Source organism: Deinococcus cellulosilyticus NBRC 106333 = KACC 11606 (assembly GCF_007990775.1).
GTDB classification, from domain to species: domain Bacteria; phylum Deinococcota; class Deinococci; order Deinococcales; family Deinococcaceae; genus Deinococcus_C; species Deinococcus_C cellulosilyticus.
In genome coordinates this window covers 16,805-36,123 of the sequence record NZ_BJXB01000007.1, presented here as the reverse complement: position 1 = coordinate 36,123, position 19,319 = coordinate 16,805, and the positions used below count along the sequence as shown (strand labels likewise).

The 19,319-nt window shown below is 59.1% G+C and carries 14 protein-coding genes; 8 read left to right on the top strand and 6 right to left on the bottom strand.

Annotated features, from left to right (window positions below; genetic code table 11):
- The first annotated feature begins 157 nt into the window (after positions 1-157).
- Positions 158-1,243: a bifunctional transcriptional activator/DNA repair enzyme AdaA gene (locus DC3_RS29950; protein WP_222594729.1), complete on the top strand. Its 1,086-nt coding sequence runs from the start codon at positions 158-160 to the stop codon at positions 1,241-1,243.
- Here DC3_RS29950 and DC3_RS09165 read toward each other — a convergent pair.
- Entirely contained in the window at positions 1,235-1,831 is a 597-nt protein-coding gene (locus DC3_RS09165; RefSeq protein ID WP_186815931.1) for a dihydrofolate reductase family protein, read from the bottom strand. The genes DC3_RS29950 and DC3_RS09165 overlap by 9 nt on opposite strands.
- 333 nt (positions 1,832-2,164) lie before the next feature.
- Between DC3_RS09165 and DC3_RS09160 the strand changes: the two genes are divergently transcribed.
- The gene (locus DC3_RS09160; RefSeq protein WP_146884060.1) at positions 2,165-2,764 is read left to right on the top strand and encodes a TetR/AcrR family transcriptional regulator; all 600 of its coding nucleotides are present in this window, start codon (positions 2,165-2,167) and stop codon (positions 2,762-2,764) included.
- A gap of 3 nt (positions 2,765-2,767) precedes the next feature.
- On the opposite strand, the gene DC3_RS09155 is transcribed toward DC3_RS09160, so the two are convergent.
- Positions 2,768-5,518: a PAS domain S-box protein gene (locus tag DC3_RS09155; protein WP_146884059.1), complete on the bottom strand. Its 2,751-nt coding sequence runs from the start codon at positions 5,516-5,518 to the stop codon at positions 2,768-2,770.
- 97 nt (positions 5,519-5,615) lie between these two features.
- On the bottom strand, positions 5,616-6,371 hold the full coding sequence (locus tag DC3_RS09150; protein ID WP_146884058.1) for a DeoR/GlpR family DNA-binding transcription regulator: 756 nt from the start codon (positions 6,369-6,371) through the stop codon (positions 5,616-5,618).
- A gap of 264 nt (positions 6,372-6,635) precedes the next feature.
- Between DC3_RS09150 and DC3_RS09145 the strand changes: the two genes are divergently transcribed.
- Positions 6,636-7,028 carry a hypothetical protein gene (locus DC3_RS09145; RefSeq protein WP_222594728.1) on the top strand — a complete coding sequence of 131 codons (393 nt, stop codon included), beginning with the start codon at positions 6,636-6,638 and terminating at the stop codon, positions 7,026-7,028.
- A 33-nt stretch (positions 7,029-7,061) separates the two neighbouring features.
- Here the strand turns inward: DC3_RS09145 and DC3_RS09140 are convergent, their stop codons facing one another.
- Positions 7,062-7,853 carry a helix-turn-helix domain-containing protein gene (locus DC3_RS09140; protein ID WP_222594727.1) on the bottom strand — a complete coding sequence of 264 codons (792 nt, stop codon included), beginning with the start codon at positions 7,851-7,853 and terminating at the stop codon, positions 7,062-7,064.
- 128 nt (positions 7,854-7,981) lie between these two features.
- Here DC3_RS09140 and DC3_RS09135 point away from each other — a divergent pair, with 128 nt between their 5' ends.
- Positions 7,982-8,353, top strand: coding sequence for a nuclear transport factor 2 family protein (locus DC3_RS09135; RefSeq protein ID WP_146884057.1), 372 nt, complete (start codon positions 7,982-7,984; stop codon positions 8,351-8,353).
- 210 nt (positions 8,354-8,563) lie between these two features.
- Here the strand turns inward: DC3_RS09135 and DC3_RS09130 are convergent, their stop codons facing one another.
- Positions 8,564-9,688: an NAD(P)/FAD-dependent oxidoreductase gene (locus DC3_RS09130; RefSeq protein WP_146884056.1), complete on the bottom strand. Its 1,125-nt coding sequence runs from the start codon at positions 9,686-9,688 to the stop codon at positions 8,564-8,566.
- Positions 9,689-9,782: 94 nt separating this feature from the next.
- Between DC3_RS09130 and DC3_RS09125 the strand changes: the two genes are divergently transcribed.
- The 4 genes from DC3_RS09125 to DC3_RS09110 all read left to right on the top strand — a co-directional run bounded on the left by DC3_RS09125 (position 9,783) and on the right by DC3_RS09110 (position 18,439).
- Positions 9,783-10,529, top strand: a complete 747-nt coding sequence (locus tag DC3_RS09125) for an AraC family transcriptional regulator (RefSeq protein WP_146884055.1) — start codon at positions 9,783-9,785, stop codon at positions 10,527-10,529.
- 74 nt (positions 10,530-10,603) lie between these two features.
- Positions 10,604-12,028 carry a GAF domain-containing protein gene (locus tag DC3_RS09120; RefSeq protein ID WP_146884054.1) on the top strand — a complete coding sequence of 475 codons (1,425 nt, stop codon included), beginning with the start codon at positions 10,604-10,606 and terminating at the stop codon, positions 12,026-12,028.
- A gap of 488 nt (positions 12,029-12,516) precedes the next feature.
- Positions 12,517-17,445 (top strand): diguanylate cyclase domain-containing protein, encoded by a 4,929-nt coding sequence (locus tag DC3_RS09115; RefSeq protein ID WP_146884053.1) that lies wholly within the window; start codon positions 12,517-12,519, stop codon positions 17,443-17,445.
- Between the two features lie 40 nt (positions 17,446-17,485).
- Complete coding sequence (locus DC3_RS09110) at positions 17,486-18,439, top strand: DNA-processing protein DprA (protein ID WP_186815930.1); 954 nt, start codon at positions 17,486-17,488, stop codon at positions 18,437-18,439.
- Positions 18,440-18,662: 223 nt separating this feature from the next.
- Here DC3_RS09110 and DC3_RS09105 read toward each other — a convergent pair whose 3' ends face one another.
- Positions 18,663-19,220 (bottom strand): DUF2239 family protein, encoded by a 558-nt coding sequence (locus DC3_RS09105; RefSeq protein WP_146884051.1) that lies wholly within the window; start codon positions 19,218-19,220, stop codon positions 18,663-18,665.
- Between the last annotated feature and the right edge of the window lie 99 nt (positions 19,221-19,319).

Below are 19,319 nucleotides of genomic sequence, written 5' to 3'. Positions count from 1 at the left end.
GCTGATGGAATGACATCAGCCTAGTTTCTGGTCGGCAGAACAGAAGCACAAGATCTGGACAACCCGGGTGTTTCAGCAATTTTTGTGCAATTCGAATTCCGAATTCCCTGTTCAATTTTCGGTGGACACCCTGCATGAGGCTGGGTAGACTCAGGGCATGACTTCCCTTCCTGAACGGCATGTGATGGTCCAGGCCATGCTGGAGAGCAATCCTCTTTTTGAGGGTGTGTTTTTCACGGCGGTGAAGACCACCCGGATTTTCTGCCGTCCCACCTGCCCTGCCCGCAAGCCCAGACCGGAGAATGTGGAGTTTTATGCAAAGGCAGAAGATGCCATGACCGCTGGATATCGGCCCTGCAAGCGCTGCACCCCCCTGCAACTCAAAGGGGACGCACCCGCAGAAGTTCAGACCCTGCTGCAGGAGATGGAAAAGGCCCCTCAAAAACGCTGGAGTGATGCGGAGTTGCAGCAGAGTGGCCTGGACCCTGTTTTTCTGCGTCGCTGGTTCAAAACCCACTATGGCATGACCTTTCATGCATACGCCCGGGCCAGGCGTCTGGGTAAGGCCCTCGGGCAACTGGAACAGGGGGAGAGCATTGATGCTGCTGCCCTGGACCACGGCTACCAGTCCCTGAGTGGCTTCAGAGATGCTTTTCAGCACCATGTGGGAACGCAGCCCGGAAAAAGCAAGGACGCCAGGGTGCTGGTGTTCTCCAGAATCTTGACCCCTCTGGGACCGATGCTGGCCCTGGCCGAAGATCGGGGTGTGGTGCTGCTGGAGTTCACAGATCGGCCTGCCCTGCCTGCTGAACTGGAGGAACTGAAGGGGCGTTACGGTTACAGCATCTTGCCCGGAGCCCATCCTCACCTGAGCAGGCTGGATGCAGAACTGCAGGCCTATTTTGCAGGACAGTTGCTGAGGTTCACGGTTCCCCTGCACATGCCGGGAACGGACTTTCAGCAGAAGGTGTGGAGGGCTCTTCTGGACGTGCCCCACGGTGAAACCCGCACTTACGGTGAACTTGCCCGCCAGATGGGTCAGCCTTTGGCTTCCCGGGCGGTGGGCAGGGCCAACGGACAGAACCGTCTGGCCATCGTGGTGCCCTGCCACCGGATTGTGGGTGCAGGAGGGGACCTGACCGGTTACGGGGGTGGGATTCCCCGCAAGGAGCACCTCCTGAAGCTTGAAAAGAAAGCCTTGGAGCAGCCCACTCTGTTCTCAGAAGGTGCAGTGTCAGCTTAAATTGTGGCGTCCATCCCGCACTGCACGGTAATGCAGCAACACAGGACCAGTCGGGTGGGGATCACAGGAGATGCGTTCAAACCGCTGCAACGGGAAATCTCCTGCAAAAACCGGGGTGCCCTGTCCGATCACCATGGGGTTGAGTTTCAGGATGATCTCGTCGATTTCTTCGGCAAGTTGACCTGCGAGGCTGCCCCCCCCTGCAAGCCAGATGTGTCTGTCTGAGGTCTCCTGCTTGAGCTGCTGGATGAGGCCCACCACGTTTTCCCGCACCAGGGTGACTTCGGGATCGCTGGAATCGGGCAGATTGCGGCTGACCACGTACTGGCGCAGGTGACGGTAGGGACTGGTGATGCCCACCTGCAGGGCGGGGTCGTAGGTTTTGCGGCCCATGACCACGGTGTCAAAGCGTTTTCCTGTGGCTTCGCTGCCCATGGCAGCATGGAAATGGGTGGGCAGGGTTTCCGGGAAGTGTTCGATCAGGTGCCTGAGGTAGCTTTCTGGCAGAGAGAAAACCTCTGTGTTGTCTCCGGGGCCGGCAATGAATCCATCCAGGGAGCTGGCAACGTAGTAAATCAGTTTTCGCATGTGGGCCTCCTTGACCACTGTGGATGTCAGCGTAAGCGCAGAGTCGCTGATGGGGCGGTGTTCCTTGAGAAAGCCGTCAGCCATCAGCCATCAGCGGTCAGCACCAAAATCAGGTGTGCTTTCACTTCAGCCAGGCAATACAGGTTTTTAACCTCCTGTTCAGTGCAATCCTTGCAGCCCTCTTCTACAAAAGCATCAAGGGTTCTTTTGCTGATGGCTGAATGCTGAACGCTGATTGCTCCACGCCATCCACATGGCATGACTTTGCAATTCATCCACTACAAGTGTAGTTCTATTGTACAACATCTGTAGTGGTTGTGCTAGACTCTCAGGGTGTCTGCCAATCCCTCACGCAGAAATCTGCTTGCCGACGCCGGACTGCGGGTGCTGGCCCGCGAAGGAGCCCGTGGCCTCACCCACCGCGCCGTGGACCGCGAAGCAGCAGTACCCACCGGCACCACCGCCAACTATTTCAACAGCCGTGAAGCCCTGCTCGGGGCACTGGCCTCCCGGATTTTCGAGCGGCTTGCCCCCCCTCACGAAGTCTTCGAGCAGGTCGGGACATTGCCGCCCACCCTGGAAACGGCCATCCACTACATCCAGGACATCGTGCTGCGCACCACCAGAAGCAAAGACCTCACGCTGGCCCTCTTTGAATTGCGCCTGGAAGCGGCAAGGCGACCAGAACTGGCTCGCATTCTGCAAGAGACCCTGGCCCGCAATTTTCAGCTGGACCTGATGTTCCACAGGCAGGCCCGCCTTCCAGGCGACGCCGCAGAAATTGCCATGCTGCACTTTGCCATTGATGGACTGCTGTTGGACCTCCTGACTGTACCCATCCAGCAAAAAGAGCAGACCCTGGCACTGGTGCCCATTCTGGTCACCCGGATTCTTGCGCCCCATCTGGAGATGGACCCTTCAGTTCAGACCTGAAGTTCAACCTGCCGGGATCACCCGATTGCGGCCTTCCTGTTTGGCCCGGTACAGGGCAAAATCTGCCGCCCTGAGCACCGACAGGAGCTGGTCTCCGTGCTGTGGGTAAGCGGCCACGCCCAGTGAGGCCGTGACCCCACCCAGCATCTGTCCCCGGTCTGAAACCTGCAGTTCAGAGATGGCCTGCCTGACCTGCTCTGCCCGTTGAACCGTCTGTTCCAGGCTTGCCCCTGGCAACATCAGGGTGAATTCCTCACCCCCGTAGCGGCAGGCCACATCTTCACCCCGCACACTGGATTGCAGCACGCGCCCGAGGTCGGCCAGCAGGCTGTCTCCTGCCTCGTGGCCGTAGGTGTCATTGAAGCGTTTGAAGTGGTCCACATCCAGCATCACCATGCCGATGCTGTGCTGGTGCCGCTGGGCACGGCGGGCCTCTCTGGTGAAGGTCTCCTCCAGATACCGGCGGTTGAACAGTCCGGTGAGAGGATCACGGATGGACTGCATGCGCAGCGTTTCCCGCAGGCGCAGGTTCACAATCGCCAGGGCCACGGTTTCTGCGATGGTCTGGGCCAGCCTCTGTTTGCGTGACGTGAACATCTCAGCAGGACCACTGAGGTGCAGCAACCCCACGGTCTCACCCTGAGCCAGCAGTGGGACACACAGGGCTGCACCGTTGTCATGCACATGCGAGCAGCGCAGCCCCCGGCCTCTGGGCTCACTCAGGAAAGCCTTGCCTCTGCGCAGCCCCCAGCATTCATGGGGGGTGAACACCGTGCTGCTGCTGGATTCGCCATGCCATTGCACCATCTCCTCCAGCACATTGCGGGAGGCCCCGAAAGAAAACAGGGCCCCTTTCAGATGGGGCATCAGCAGGCTTGCATGCTGGGCCACCACCTCCTGGGCCTCTTCGAGGTTCAGGCAGGCCTGCAGCATCTCGCTCATTTCACCCAGCAGGCGCGTTTCCTGATTGCGCACCTCCAGTTCCTGCACCCGTTCGGAGAGCTGTTCACTGAGGGTCTGCAGCTCGGCTGTGCGCACCTCCACCCTGGCCTCAAGTTCGTCCCGGGCCTGCACCAGTTGAAGCTCGGTGTCTTTCATGGAGGAGATGTCCTCAATCACCGAAATGAAATAGTGGGGATCTCCCTCAGGGGTGCGGACCAGAGAGACGGTCAGGTTGACCCAGACCAGCGTTCCATCCTTGCGGATGTAGCGTTTCTGCATGTCGTAGGTCTGGATGCGTCCACTGACCAGCAGGTTCAGCAGGTGCAGGTCCTTGTCGAGGTCCTCGGGGTGCGTGATGTCCTGAAAGGTGAGACCCATCAGTTCTGTATTGCTGTACCCGACGATGTCACAGAGCCGCTGGTTGACGGTCAGCCATTCTCCGCTCAGGCCCACATGGGCAATCCCAACTGCGGCCTGACTGAAGGTGGCCCGGAAGCGTTCCTCGCTTTCCCGCAGCAGGCCTTCCACGCGGATCTGTTCGGTGACATCCCGGACCACTGCGGTGAAGAGGCGCTCTCCTCCCACCACCACCTGCGAGATGGTGGCCTCGACCAGAAATTCCGTCCCATCTGCACGAAGCGCGGGCAGGGCACTGCGTGTGCTGTGCATGCTGCGGGAAGTGACCCCCGTCTGACCAAAAGCCTCCATGTGGTGGGCATGGGTCCGGCGGAACCGCTGTGGAATGAAACGGTCCAGGCTTTCTCCAGTGGCTTCCCGGGCAGAGAGACCAAACATGCGTTCTGCTGCATGGTTGAACACCAGAACCCTGCGTGAGGCATCGGTGGTGATCACTGCATCAGAGACCGTGCTGATGATGCCAAACAGCCTGGCCTCACTGTCCAGGGCGGCCTGGCTGGCTTCCCTTTCCTCGGTGATGTCCCGGTGAAAGCCCATCCATTCCTTGACCTGCCCATCTTCACCCAGCACGGGAACGGCATGGACCTGCATCCAGCGGTACGAGCCGTCATGCTGCCGCAAACGGTACCCATTCTGGTAGGGTATTTTGCCTTCAATGCCTTTCAGGAAATTCTCCCGGGCTGTTTCCCGGTCTTCAGGGTGAATGGCATTTTGCCAGCCCCGACCCTGGTATTCCTCCCAGGGCTGTCCGGTGAACGCTTCCCAGCTGGGCTGTTCCTGAACGAAGCGGCCTTCACCATCCCGGGTCCACACCATGGTGGTGGTGGCCTCCAGCAGGGACCGGAAACGCTCCTCGCTGCTTTGCAGCCGACGGATCAGCCAGGTGCGTTCCAGGGCCTGCGCACAGTGGAAGGCCAGGTGGTTCATGAACTGGATGTCCACCGGGTTTTCAGGCAGGGCATGCTCAAAGACCAGGCCCAGCACCCCGATGGTCTCATCCTGGCTCCGGAGGGGCAAGAGCACCAGTCCAGCCTGTGGGTGGGTTTTCAACAGGAGTGAATCTGGATACTGTTCCAGCAGCTCTGCTGCGGTCAGGATCAGGGTTTCCCCGGTCCTGAGCACGGCAGTGGCCGGAATCTGTGCGGTCAAGGGCACCTCACGAAAATCTTCTTCCAGCAGGCCACTGGTGTCGCCCCGGTATTGCAGGTTTTCCAGGTGATCCTCGTGCAGCAGGTACAGGGTGGAGGCACTGGCCTGCAGGGCGGTGAGGGCATGCTCAACCACCACTTCGGCCACCTGCTGGGGGGTGGTGACCTGCAGCAGGGCTTCCATGATGGCATTCAGGTGGGCACGGTGGGGATCTGAAGAATGCAGGGGGTCGTGCGGCTGGTTCATGGTGCTGTGAAAGACGTGGGTCTTTCGCTCCTTCCTGGAATACCGCACATTTTACCCCTGACCTGTGCATGGGACGAGGGGCAATCTTGCTTTCTGGTCAGGCCCGCAAAAGTGTGATGCCCAGCCCTTCAAAAGGTGAAAGCACCTCTTCAGGAAGGGATTTCTCCACGATCAGTGTGCCCAGTTCACGGACAGGTGCAATCACATACTGTGAGGCCACCCCGATTTTTTTGCTGTCTGCCAGCACGATGGTCTCGGCAGCCCTCTGGCTGAGAGCCCGCTTGAGGTGGGCTTCTTCCAGGTCCCCGGTGCTGAGGCCTTCTTGCGCATGCACTCCGGTCACCCCCATGAAGAACAGGTCGGGTCGGATGTGGGAGAGGGCTTCCAGGGTTGCTGCACCCATGGCCACCATCGAATGCCTGAAGAGTCTGCCTCCCAGCAGGACCACTTCACAGGAGGTGTGCTCCCCGAGTTCCACGGCAATGGTCGGACTGTGGGTCACAAACGTGGCTTTCAGGTCTGCAGGGAGGTGCCGCACCAGATGCACATGGGTGGTTCCGCCGTCCAGAAGCACCACCTGACCCGATTGAATGAGGTTTGCAGCGGCTTTTCCGAGGACGGCCTTGGCTTCCTGGGAAATCTGTTTTCTGGCCTGCAGGTCCACCACGGTGGGAGAGGCTGGAAGTGCCCCCCCGTGCACCCTCTGCAGCAATCCTTCGGCAGCAAGTTCCCGCAGGTCCCTGCGGATGGTGTCTTCCGAGAGTCCCAGTTCCTGGCTGAGGGTTTTGGCGACAATCTGGCCGTCTGCTTTGAGGCGTCCAAGGATCAATTGCTTGCGTTGTGTGGTCAGCACGGATTCACCAGCTCAAGTATACACCTTTGCACGAAACTGCACGATAGTCCTTGACATTGCATGAAGCTGCATGTAATTTGAAGATGGGTGCCAGAATGGCAGGATCTCAACCCCGCAATCCTGCGCTGATCTCCCTTTCGGCAACTGTGGTTCTAAAAGTGCAGGTGAGGAACGATGCCACACAGGTTTCTTCACCTGTCCTTGGGGTGCCTCAGACTCAAGCGTGCAGTTTCGTGCAATCTCATTTCCTGATGGGAGGAACCCATGAACCAACCAGCCCCCATGCTCATCCTCATCGCCGGACCCTACCGCAGCGGCACCGGAGACGACCCTGAAAAAATGGCCCAGAACCTGCGCCGCCTCGAAGAAGCCTCCTGGCCCCTCTTCAAAGCCGGACACATCCCCATGATCGGAGAGTGGGTTGCCCTTCCCATCTGGCACACTGCCGGAGGAAAAGAAGTGGGAGACCATCTTTACGATCAGATCCTCTATCCGGTGGCCGGACGCCTGATCCAGCTCTGTCATGCTGTGCTGCGCATCGAAGGCGAATCAAAGGGTGCAGACAATGACGTGCGTCTTGCCACTGAACGTGGGATTCCGGTGTATTACCGTCTGGAGGATGTTCCGGGTTGTCAGGAACACACTGTGCACCTCTGAAACCAGATTGCCCGAAAGAGTATTTTTACCCTCCTAGACAGTCTGGCCCTGCAACACCTGTAAAGTAAAAGCATCTGCCGGAAAGAAGGTTTCCAGGGCCAGTTCTGAGAGGGTCACTTCGACAGGCGTTCCGAAAACCGTGGTGGTGCTCAGGAAGGACAGCACGCCCTGGGAGGTGCGCAGGCGCAAAGGAATGGCAATGTCAGAGGTCACCTGTGCACGTATTCCTCTGGGGGCAGGATAAGCCTGAAGCTCTGCAAGCAGATCCATCAGCACAGGATCTGCTGTCAGGTCCACCTGCCTTTTCAGGCGCTCCAGCAGGTGGGCCCGCCATTCAGCAAGGTTTTCGATCCCTGGGGCGAGGCCTTCAGGGTGCAGGCTCAGGCGCAGCACATTCACCGGAGCTTGCAGCAGGTGCTCCGGGAGGCCTTCCAGCAGGGGAGGAATGGCCCGGTTCATGGCCTGCAGGTTCCAGTGCCGATCCACCAGCAAAGCAGGGTAGGGCTCATGACCCTGCAGAATGAGGTCCAGCGCCTGACGGGCCGCCTGAAGGGAAGGGTCCTGCAGGGAACGCTCTGGAAACACCGGGGCATACCCCGCAGCCGTCAGGAGCAGGTTCTGTTCCCTGAGGGGCACGTTCAGGTGGGTGGCGAGGTGCAGGACCATTTCCCGACTCGGATGGGAGCGTCCCGTTTCCACGAAACTCAGGTGCCGGGTGGAAATGTCTGCCTCAAGGGCCAGGTCCATCTGGCTGAGTCTGCGTCTCTGTCGCCATTCCCGCAGGAGGGTTCCCACCCCCTGGGCACTTGCCATCGGTTGCGTCATGCCCTGATGGTAACGAATTCAGGTCATGAAGGCCATGACCCCGGAGGTAATCGACCCTGTGCATTTCTGGACCTATTCTGACCTCAGGTGACCGCAAGAACAGAGGCGGTCCACCCAAGGAGGCACCCATGAATGCAACAGTCCTGATTGAACAGTACATCGCAGCCTGGAATGAAACCGACAGTGAAAAGCGCCTGAACCTGATCCAGCAGACCTGGAGCACAGACGCCCGCTATGTGGACCCCCTCATGCAGGGCAATGGCATCGAAGGGATCGACCAGATGATTGCCGCCGTGCAGCAGAAGTACCCTGGTTTCCGTTTCACCCTGCTTGGTGCCGTGGATGCCCACCAGAACCACGCCCGTTTCCGCTGGGGCATGGGACCTGACGGCCAGGAAGTGGTGGTCGAAGGCACAGACTTCGCTGTGCTCTCTCCCGGGGGTCTGCTGCAATCGGTGACCGGATTTCTGGATCGGGTGCCTGCACAGGCCGCAGGCTGAACGGGAGGGTGGGCGACCCAGACTGGTCCCACAGTCGCGCAGCCCACCTGCAAGCAACCCACCTCTGCTGCGCCACCAGGGGAAGTCCCATCCCCTGGTGTTTTCAGGTGTTCTTCCCTGGGGCCAGAGAACACCTGGTCAGAGCACCCACAAGGATGCGACAGCAGTCAATCACGGCCACCTGCATAGGAGAGGAGGGTGCGGGCGGGCTCACACCTGAATGTCCTCCCTGAGGGGTGTTGCATGGGCAAAGCGGTCAATGCGCAGGGGATCAATGTTCACCAGAAGCTCCTGCCCCAGCACCTCCTGGGCAATCACCCGACCTGTGGCTGCGGCCTGCATCACCCCATGACCGGAAAAACCACAGGCGTTGAACCAGCCTGCCACTCCGGGCATGCGGCCCAGGATGGCCTGACCGTCCGGCGTCATCTCATAGTGACCGTACCAGCTGGCCTTGCGGTCCAGGTGCAGTTTCTCGAACCATGGAAAACGATCAAAAGCCGCTTCCAGGGTGGGTTCCAGCCAGTCCCAGTCAAGGGTGGTCCGAAAGCCGCTGTCAGAGGGATTGGCCCTGCCAAAAATCACCCGCTGGCCTTCTGACCTCAGCCAGACCCCACTTTTCAGGTCGAAGGTCATCGGGAAATGGTGCGTTTCCTCCAGGGGTCCGGTGCAGAACACCATGCGTCTTGCCGGGGTGATCGGCACGTCCAGACCGCACATTTCACCGACCTCCCTGGCCCACGCTCCGGTGGCATTCACCACCACCGGGGCCTGAAACGTGCCTTTTGAGGTGCTGAGGGTCCAGATGCCCTGCTGGTGCCTGATCCCGGTGACCCGGGTGTCCACATGCAGGGTTGCCCCGTGTTTTCTGGCTTCCCTCAGGTAATGAAAGGTGATCCCGTGGGGGTCCACGGCCCCGTCTGTGGGGCAATAAGAACAGCCCACAAGATCGTGTGTTTCAAAGGGCAGAATCTGTTGTGCTTCCAGAGGACTGAGGGCCTGCACAGGAAGTCCCAGAGACTGCTGCAGTGCAATTCCTTTTTCGTGGGCTTCCCAGCGCTCTTCTGGCACCAGCATCAGGTAGCCGATCTCGCGCAGGTCGGCGTCTTTCATGCAGCGGTACTCTTCGATGCTGATTCGAGAGAGCTCGATGTTCACCCGCTCCTGAAACTGCACGCGCACCCCTGCTGCACTGCGGGCGGTGGACCCGGTGGCAGGGGAACTGTCCTGTTCCAGCACGGTGACTTTAAAGCCTGCTTCGGCAAGGCGGTAACTGCAGGCGGCTCCGATGATGCCTGCTCCGATCACAACAACATCTCCTGTGAAGTGGGTCATGGTGGCCTTTCTGATGCTTCATGATGCGGCCCAGCGGTGGATTTCGTCTTGATCTTTTCACGCAGTTTTTTGTGGAATCTGGCACAATGGGAAAGTGGATGCGTTGCTGGAAAGCTTTTCTGCTCAGGTGCTGATGGAGCTGTTTGATTCCCTCCCAGACACCATGTTCTTTGTCAAAGACCGTGCAGGAAAATACGTGATGGTCAACCAGACCCTGATGCACCGCAGCGGAAAAAAGCACAAAAAGGAGCTGCTGGGACACACGGCCTCGGTGATCTTCCCTGGACCCATCGGAGACAATTACACCCAGCAGGACCTCCAGGTGATCAGGGATGGTGCGCCCATCCGGGACAGGCTGGAAATGTACCACCTGCCGCATTCCAGACGCCAGCACCCCACAGAACCCCAGATGGGGTGGTGCCTCACCCACAAGTTTCCCCTCAGGGACAAAGAAGGGCAGGTGATCGGGGTGGCCGGGATTTCCAGGGCCCTGCCCAGGCCAGATGAGCGCAGCAGCCTTTACGCCCGGCTTGCCGTCCTGAGCGACCACCTGCAAAAACACCATGCCGAAGACCTGCGCATTCCAACCCTTGCCCTCTTCACCGGGATGTCCGAAGACCAGCTGGAGCGGGCCACCCGTCAGGTGTTCGGACTCACCCCCAAACAGATGCTGATGAAAATCCGCCTGGAAACCGCCTCCCAGCTGCTGGGCACCACCCACCTCACCATCACCGAAGTGGCCCACCAGTGCGGTTACTCCGACCACAGTGCCTTCACACGGCTGTTTCGCAATGTGGTTGGACTGACCCCGTCCCAGTACCGGGCGACCCTGACCCACTGAAAGGTCAGCAGAAAATCAGGCTGTCTGTTAGATCGGGCTCAGGAGATGGCACAAAAACCCTCTAGAATAAAGACATGTTCAACCCTGAACAGCTGAAAGTCTTCATCAACAGCATGCCCGGCTGGGTGGTGGTGCTGGACAATGAAGGAGAGTGCATCCTCTACAACCAGGCCTTCTCCGACAACATGGTCCGGCTGCCCACCGTCAGCCAGAGCGGCCTGGAAGACAGTCCTTTCTGGTTGCAACACCTGCAGGTCACCGACGAGAACCGTGAGACTTTTGACGTCTGGCAGGTGATCCAGAGTGCCCTGAAAAAAGGGCAGTCCAGTCAGCACCGGGTGCAGGTGGAATTGCTTGAAGGCTGGCAGTGGGCCAGGGTGGCCGTCACCATCCTCCCCTCCACCCTCAAGGAAAATGTGATGTGCAGCGTGCAGTTCCAGTTTGAACCTGCCCCACCGGCCCACCTGCAGGTGCAAAACCAGCAACTGGAACAGGAACTGGGTCTGCTGAAACGCCTGCAGGTGCTGCTTGCCAGCAATGTGAGCCTGGAAGGCATTTTCACCACGGTGGTGAACGCCTCCTTTGAGATCATGGACCATGCCCAGGTCTATGTGGTTTTTGAAGAGGGAAACACCCTGAAGCTGGGTCCCAGCAGGGGAGGAAAGCCCTTCAGTGACCTCCTGCACCTGAAAAGCAGTGCTGCTGCACATGTGATCCGCACTGGAAACGCACTGCACATCCTGAATGCCACACAGCTTCCAGCAGGGGTCGAACTGCATGGGGAAGAGGCCTCTGTGCTCGGGGTGCCCTTTGGACGGTCCAGACTGGCCCACGGTGCCCTGATGGTGGAGAGCCAGCGGGAACCCCTCACCCACCGGGACCTGCAGGTGCTCCAGACGGTGGTCAATCACCTCAACATTGCCCTGGACACCCTGGCCCTCCACCGCAAGGTCAGCGAGGACCTGCGCCGCCTGACCGCCCTGTACGGGGTCAGTCAGGCCATCCACCAGAACCGCTCCAGGCAGGGCCTTCTGGAAGACATCGCCCGCATGGTGCAAGAAGCTCTTTCGGTGCGCTGGAGCCTGATCTTCACCCTCACCCCCAACGGTCAGGATGTGGCTTACGCGGCAGGGGCAGCAGGCTCTGCTCCCGAGCTCTCCCTGAAACTGGACATCCATGAACTCCGCTCGGGACTCTCAGGCTGGGTGATGCGCGAACGCAAACCGGCCCTCTCCTCCAAAGAAGGCGTGGATGAAAGGGAAAGCCCTTCTGTGCGGGAGCGTCGCCTCAGCCAGCAGATTGGTGCAGTCATTGTGGCTCCACTGCTCGACCCGGAAAGCCCCAGGGTGCTGGGAACCCTCACTGTGTGCAACAGCATCCACGACAGAGACTTCACTGAAGACGATGTGCAACTGGTGATGTCGGTGGCCCATCAGGTCTCGGTTTCCCTGTCCCAGCGTGAACTCTTGGACCGGGTGCAGCGGCTGGGCAAAGCCTGATGCCTTCAGAATGTGGGCAAAATCAAGCCAGATGAAGTGAAGCGATCAGCTTTCAGTGGTCAGCGAGCAAGCCCCACTGAAGGGTGCTGTTCTGCTCAAGAAGCCATCAGCTCAAGGTTTGCTGGCGCTTTGGAAGCAGATCAATGCCAGGATTTCCACTGTGGTGGAAAGTCAAACTTCTGTTTCACCTGGCTGAAGTGAAAGCACACAGGTGTTTTTATGCTGAAAGCTGACGGCTGACGGCTTTTTACAGGGACCACATCCCCTCAGCGACCCTGCCCCCACCCCGACCTTGCCCCTACCCCGACCTTGCCCCCACCCTGACACTGCACAAAGCCTTACAGCACTTATTTGTCCCGGGCCTTAAGATTTGTGTTGGGATCTCCCCGATATGCTGTTCCTGCCAGATGCACACAGGTGCATCTCTTTCCTCTCCCGCCCAGTTTGGGGTCAGATCTTGAAAGGTGCAGGCTGTGCAGCTCCATCCAATGCAATCCCTTCTTTACGCTTCCAGAAACACAGTGATATACCGGGTCTGGGATGAGGCCCGGGACCAGCCTGTGGTGGTGAAGGTGCTGACCGGTCAGCAACGCACCTCCGGACTGGCCCTCTTGCAGCGAGAATTCGAAATGACCCGCCGAATGGAAAAAGCGGGGTTCCGCAAAGCCCTGGATTACGGGGAATACCAGGGGCAACCTGCCCTGTACCTGGAATATGTGCCAGGAGAAACCCTGCAGGACCACTTTGAGCACGAACACTCCCTGGAACACAAACTGGAACTTGCGGCAGGCCTTGCCCGCCAGCTTGGACTGGTGCACCAGCAGGGGATTGTCCACAAGGATGTGGGGTACCACAACGTGATTGTGGGTGAAGATGGAAGGGTTCACCTGATCGATTTCGGGCTGTCGAGTCCACTGGCCCGGGGCCGCACCCGCAACACCGAACTGGCCGTGATGGAAGGGTCTTTTCCTTTCATGTCTCCGGAGCAGACGGGTCGGGTGAACCGCAGCATCGACCAGCGTTCAGATCTGTATTCCCTTGGAGTGGTGCTGTACTGGATGTTCACTGGACGCCTGCCTTTTCAGGCAGACCATGCAGTGGAGTGGGTGCACCTGCACATGGCAGTGGCTCCAGTCCCACCAGATCAGTTGAACCCGGCGCTCCCTGGGTTTCTCTCTCAGGTGATCCTGAAACTCCTGAGCAAGAACCCCGAGGACCGTTACCAGAGTGCTTACGGTGTGGTTCAGGACCTGCAGCGTGCCCTGTCCCCTGAAACAAAAGATGCTCCTGTGGGTGCTTTTGACCGCATGGAGCAGCACCAGTTTCCCCAGAAGCTCTATGGCAGAGACCCTGACCTCAGGCATCTGGAGCAACTGCTGTCGGTGGTGCGGCACGGGGGTTCCCAGTGGGTGCAGGTTTCGGGTGACGCTGGGGTGGGCAAATCCGAACTGCTGCTTCAATTGCAGGGGCAGGTCATCAAGCAGCAGGGGCATTTCGTGGCTGGCAAGTACAGCCCCCTTCAACAGGTTCCAGCCAGTGGCCTGATTCAGGCGGTGCAGCAGTTGATCCGGCAACTGATGGCGGAAAGCGACATGGTGCGTTCCCGCTGGACCCTGAACCTGCAACAGGCCCTCGGTCCCCTGGTCGGGGTGATGCTGCCTGTGGTTCCCGAGCTGGAATGGCTGCTGGGGCCTCAACCTCCTGTGCCAGAACTGCCTTTTCAGGAGCACGAGAACCGCTTCATGGACGCCTTCGTCCGGCTCTTGCAGGGTTTTGCCATGCAGGACGCTCCACTGGTTCTGGTGCTTGATGACCTGCAGTGGGCCGATCCCCTCTCTGTGCGGGTGCTCAATCACCTGATCACCAGTGCAGACACCCACCATGTGCTGCTGCTGACTGCACATCAGGACACCGCAATCCAGAACAATCTGCCTGTGCACACCCTGTTGGGGTACGTGCAGGATCACCCCCTGATCACCGAGTTGGTGTTGCAGCCTCTGGACCTGCCTGATGTGCAGCATTTCCTGGCAGACACCCTGAACATGCCTGCGGAAGCCGTGGCTTCTCTTGCGCAGGTGGTCGCAGACAAGACCGCTGGAATGCCCTTCTTCATGCTGGAATTCATTGAGGCCCTGATCGAAAATGAAGTCCTGCATTTCGACCATGACCTGGGAACCTGGCAGTGGGACCTGGAAAAAGCAAATCAGCAGCACGCCACGGACAACACCCTGGACCGGCTTTCCCGCAGGGTCCAGGAATTCCCGGAAGCCACCCGACAGACCCTGTTCTGGCTTGCCGTGCTCGGACAGCCTGTGGAGATCGGGCATCTGGCAAAGCTCCGTCAGGAATCTGCAGACCACACCATGCAGGCCCTTTTTCCTGCCCTGGATGCAGGACTGCTGATCCTGACCGGGGAAGAGGTGCGCTTCACCCATGACCGCATCCTGCAGCAGGTGTACCAGCAGATTCCGTCAAATGAACAGGCTGCCTTGCACCTCCAGCTGGGACGCAGTTTTGAGGTTACCCCTGAGCAGACAGATGCTGAATTGTTTCAGCAGGTGCACCACCTGATTCTGGGCCTCCCACTGATCGAGGACCCCACAGAGCGCATTCAGGTGGCTGAACTCTGTTTGCAGGCGGCCCGCAAAGCCCGCACCTCCACGGCTTACCGCACGGCCATGGCTTTTCTGGATGCCGGACTTCTGGCCCTTGGTGATGTGGCCTGGACCCACAATGGCAAACTTGCATTTGACCTCACCCTTGAAGCCCTGCAGGCCCGGTTCCTGCTGCATGACCCTGAAGGGGCAGAAATCCATTTCCAGTCGCTGGTCCAGCATGTGAAAGACCCGGTGGATCTGGCAGAGGTGTACGCCTCGAAGATCGACCTCCTCACCTACCTGAACCGCTACCCCGAGTGTGTTCAACTGGGCATTCAGGCCCTGGGCCTGTTTGGGATTCAGGTGCCTGAAACCGGACTCCAGGAGGCCAGCATTGCTGCTCTGCGCCCACTGCTGGGAGAGGTGATGAAAAGGGGCTTGCCAGGCCTCCTCACCCAGAGTGAAATGCCAGATGATCCAGCCTTGCAGGTCCAGATGCGGCTCCTCACCACCCTGGTGACGGTGGGATACTTCAGCCATCCAGCATTCATGATGTTCGTGCTGGTGGAACAGCTGAAGCTCACCTTGCAGCATGGCAACAGCCAGCAGTCGGTGGTGGCGTATTACGGAACCGCCCTGATGCTGGTTTCGAGTGGGAACATCGACCTCGCCTGGGGCATGATGCAGGTGTCTCTGGCCCTCGCTGAACGCTATGGGCACCCGTTTTTCCTGAGCCGTGCAAAACAGGTTTTCGGGACCCTGTTGTGTCACTGGAAACAACCTCCCCTGAGCAGCCTTCCTTTTCTGGATGCAGCCAGGGATCTGGCTCGTGAGAGTGGAGATCCCACCTACACAGTGTTTTCCATTCTGCCGATGTATTATGCCCATTACAATGCAGGGCATCATCTGGAGCACCTGGAGCGCTGCATTCAGGAGCATCTGGAGGTGGTGAAGGCCAAACCCCACGCCCTCCTGATGACCCGCATGCAGGAGATGTTCGTGGAACTGATGCGCGGGGACCACACCGAACAGCTCGAATCCTGCAGCCTGATTTACCAGCAACACATGGAAAACGCCATCGTCGCCATGAAAAACCTTCCGGTCGAGCACCGGTACCACAGCCTGCAGACGGTGCTGCAGTACCTCAGTGGTGATCTGGAGGCGGCCCTGAAGCACACCGAAATCTGCCACCTGTACCGCCAGAAGAACGTTTCGATGGGTGTGCAGATGAACGTGGAGGACACCATGATGCAGGCCCTGATCCTGCTGGCCCTCCATCCCACACGCATTGCAGAACAGAGAACGGCTGACCTTGAACAGGTGCGAGAAAACCTGCAGATGCTGGAATCCTGGTCCCACCATGCCCCCATGAATTACCGCCATCAGGCCCTGCTGGTGGCCGCCGAACTCGCCCGGGCACAGGGCCAGATGCATGAAGCCAGAGACCGCTTTGAGGAGGCCCTCAACAGCCTGCAGGGCTCGGTCAACCACAAGGACACTGCCCTCACCCTGGAGCGTTTCTCCGAATTTCTGCGGGCACAGGGCAACCGTTCGAGTGCAGACCTCTACCTCAAAGAGGCCCATCAGGCCTACCGGAGATGGGGTGCCAGGGTCAAGGCCCTGCAACTGGAACGGCTTTATCCACAGCTGTTTGTGCAGGATGCAGCGCTGCGCCCATCCAGTCGCATGACCAGCATCACCACCGTCTCCGAACAGCACCAGTCCTCCCGGCTGGATGTGCTGGCCTTCACGCAGGCCTCCCTGGTGATTTCCAGCGAGATCGTGCTGGAGAACCTGCTGAACAGGATGATGGTCACGGTGACCCAGAGTGCAGGGGCACAGCGGGTGGTGCTGCTTTTGAAAGACCAGGAGCAGTTCTTCATCGAGGCGACCCACGATGCCCGGCAGGAGCAGCCACAGGTTCTCATGCATGAACCCATCCATGACCTGCCTCTGTCGGTCATTCAGTACGTGCTGCAGACCCGAGAAACAGTGGTGGAGGGCAATGCCCGCACCAGCCAGCGTTTCCAGTCCGAGCTCCACTTCAGGACCCATGAGACCCGCTCCATGCTGTGCACTCCCATCCTGCACCAGGGCGAGGTGAAAGGTGTGTTGTATCTGGAAAACAACCTCGCCAGCCATGTCTTCACAGAGCGTCAGGTGCAGGTGCTGCAACTGCTCTCTTCGCAGATGGCGATTTCCATTGAGCATGCCCGGCTGTACAGCCACCTCGAAGACCTCGTGCAGGAACGCACCCACGATCTGGAAATGGCCTACCAGGAACTGCAGAAATCCCAGGAGGCCATCAGGCACATGGCCTACCATGACGCCCTCACAGGCCTGCCGAATCGCAAACTGCTCTCTGACCGCCTTGAAAAAGCTTTTGCACGCTGCCGCAGGCATGGCGGCTCGGTGGGCATGGTCTACCTTGACCTGGACGGCTTCAAAGGGGTCAATGACACCCTGGGGCACGATGCTGGAGACCAGCTTCTCATCGAGGTGGCCAGCCGTTTGCTTCAGGTGGTGCGGGAAACCGACACGGTGGCCCGCATGGGCGGAGATGAATTTGTGGTGCTGCTCGAACCGGTGATTTCCACAGAGGAACTGCAACTGGTGGCCTCCCGCATCCTGCAGGGGTTCCAGCCCACCGTCACCATCAAAGGTGAGGTGCTGCACTTGCGCTCCAGTCTGGGCCTCAGCCTCAGGCGCGAAGAAGACACCCCCGAAGCCCTGATGCAACGGGCAGACAACGCCATGTACGTGGCAAAACGCCAGGGCAAAAACCGCTGGGTGCTGGATGCTGGGCCTGGAGAAGCCTGAGATCTCAGTTTTGATCAGGCTTTGCGTGCACAATGTATTCATGTCCAGGCCCGTCTCACCGTCCACCCTCAACATCCTGACGTTGCTGGCCCTGCCAAAAGTGGGCCAGCAGACCGTGAAGAAGGTTCTGCAGCACAAATCCTTGCAGGAGGTCCATGACCTGACAGCTGTGGGATTTCTGGACCCCCGGCTTTATCAGGCCCTGTCCGATGCTGCTGTGGTGCAGCAGGCACAGGAGGAAGCAAACAAAATTGAAGAAAACCTGAAACGGCTGGACCTCTCGGCCATTGGTTTTGATGACCCCGAGTATCCCGCCACCCTGAAACCCACCCCTGATGCCCCTCTGGTGCTCTATGTGAGGGGTGAATTGCCAGGAGACCTGCACTGGCTTGGTGTGGTCGGCACCCGCTCTCCGACCCCCCATGGTGCACTGACGGCCCAGCGCATTTCCAGGCATTTTGCAGAAGAGGGATTTGGGATTTTGGCAGGTCTGATGCCAGGGTGTGCCACTCTTGCCCTGCAGTCTGCTGTAGAAGCCAGCGCATACTCCATGGCTTTGCTGCCAGCGGGCCTGGATCAACCATTTGCACCAGCCCTGAAACAGCTCTCAGACCAGATGCTGAAGCAGGGTGGGGTACTGATGTCTCCATTTGCTCCAGGGACTGTGCTGCGCAACCACCAGCAGGCCCTCAGGGACCGCATGCTGGCGGGCCTTTCCAGAGGTTTGCTGGTGGTTCAGAGTGGTACAGATGGCACCAGCCTGCATCCCATGCGCTCTGCATTGCGCCTGGGCCGGCCTGTTGCGGTGCCGGCCCTGAGCCAGAAAGACCTGCAGGAACAGCATCCGGTCACACAGGTGAACCGTTTGCTTTTGTCCCGGGACCCGCAGGCCTCACAGGTGCTGGAGGTGCCCCAGGCTGAGCTGGAACAGGTGCTCTTGCTGCACAGCAAAGACGACTATCAGGTGTTCGAGGAGGCCATGCAGAAGCCTTAGGAAGCGGTCAGCTCTCAGCGTTCAGCCGTCAGCACCAAAACACAACTTCGCTTTCACCTCAGCCAGACCAAACTGCTGATTTGTCCTCCAGGACAGTACACATCTTTCTGTTGCCTGTTGCGAAAGCATCAAGACCTCTTTTGCTGATGGCTGATCGCTCCACACCATGAGATGGCATGGCATTGCGCTTACCCTGATCTATGACAGAGCCTGAAAAAGGGTTTCAGCTTTCCTGCAAAAAAGCACCTTCGGAGAGTTTTAGAGCATGCTCCCGGATGTCTGCAGGCCAGTTTTTGATGTGCTCACGAAAGAGTTCTGCATTGCAGGCATAGAGGGCACGGGAAGCCTCCTGATATCCAGGCAAATCTCCGGCAATGGCATGCATGAAGCGGTCTGTGGCGGCCTGGGCCTGCTGGATGCGTTCCCGGTCCGGTTGGGCTTTGCGGGCCTCGTCGATCAGACGCCGCAGGGTGGCGGATGCTCCACTGGGTTGTCGCTCCAGCCATTCCCAGTGACGGGGGAGCAGGGTGACTTCGCGGGCCACCACACCCAGTTTCGGCCTGCCTGCTCCCGTGCGTCTGGGTTCAGGGGCAGGGCCGGGGATGGGGTCTTGCAGGTTGAAATCCACGGTCCTTCCGGTCTGGTCTTCAAAAATCAGCACGGGAAGGTGGGGGTCAAGCTGGCCCTGTTGCTTCTTGAGGTCTTGCAAGACAGTGGAAAGGGGTCCCTGGAGCAGCAGGGAGGTGCCATGAAAGACGGTGTAGGTGGGGTTCTGGTCCATGCCTGTATTTTACCCGGGTAAATTGCCAAATGCAAACGGAAGACCTCAAAAGAACAGCCCCGGTCTGCATCCGGGGCCATCTTCAAGAAGGAGAGGAAG

Bases quoted from the DNA above. Each gene is read 5' to 3' on its own strand.
- DC3_RS29950 (WP_222594729.1), top strand. From the start codon at position 158: ATGACTTCCCTTCCTGAACGGCATGTGATGGTCCAGGCCATGCTGGAG.
- DC3_RS09165 (WP_186815931.1), bottom strand. From the start codon at position 1,831: ATGCGAAAACTGATTTACTACGTTGCCAGCTCCCTGGATGGATTCATT.
- DC3_RS09155 (WP_146884059.1), bottom strand. From the start codon at position 5,518: ATGAACCAGCCGCACGACCCCCTGCATTCTTCAGATCCCCACCGTGCC.
- DC3_RS09145 (WP_222594728.1), top strand. From the start codon at position 6,636: ATGAACCAACCAGCCCCCATGCTCATCCTCATCGCCGGACCCTACCGC.
- DC3_RS09140 (WP_222594727.1), bottom strand. From the start codon at position 7,853: ATGACGCAACCGATGGCAAGTGCCCAGGGGGTGGGAACCCTCCTGCGG.
- DC3_RS09135 (WP_146884057.1), top strand. From the start codon at position 7,982: ATGAATGCAACAGTCCTGATTGAACAGTACATCGCAGCCTGGAATGAA.
- DC3_RS09130 (WP_146884056.1), bottom strand. From the start codon at position 9,688: ATGACCCACTTCACAGGAGATGTTGTTGTGATCGGAGCAGGCATCATC.
- DC3_RS09120 (WP_146884054.1), top strand. From the start codon at position 10,604: ATGTTCAACCCTGAACAGCTGAAAGTCTTCATCAACAGCATGCCCGGC.
- DC3_RS09115 (WP_146884053.1), top strand. From the start codon at position 12,517: ATGCAATCCCTTCTTTACGCTTCCAGAAACACAGTGATATACCGGGTC.
- DC3_RS09110 (WP_186815930.1), top strand. From the start codon at position 17,486: ATGTCCAGGCCCGTCTCACCGTCCACCCTCAACATCCTGACGTTGCTG.
- DC3_RS09105 (WP_146884051.1), bottom strand. From the start codon at position 19,220: ATGGACCAGAACCCCACCTACACCGTCTTTCATGGCACCTCCCTGCTG.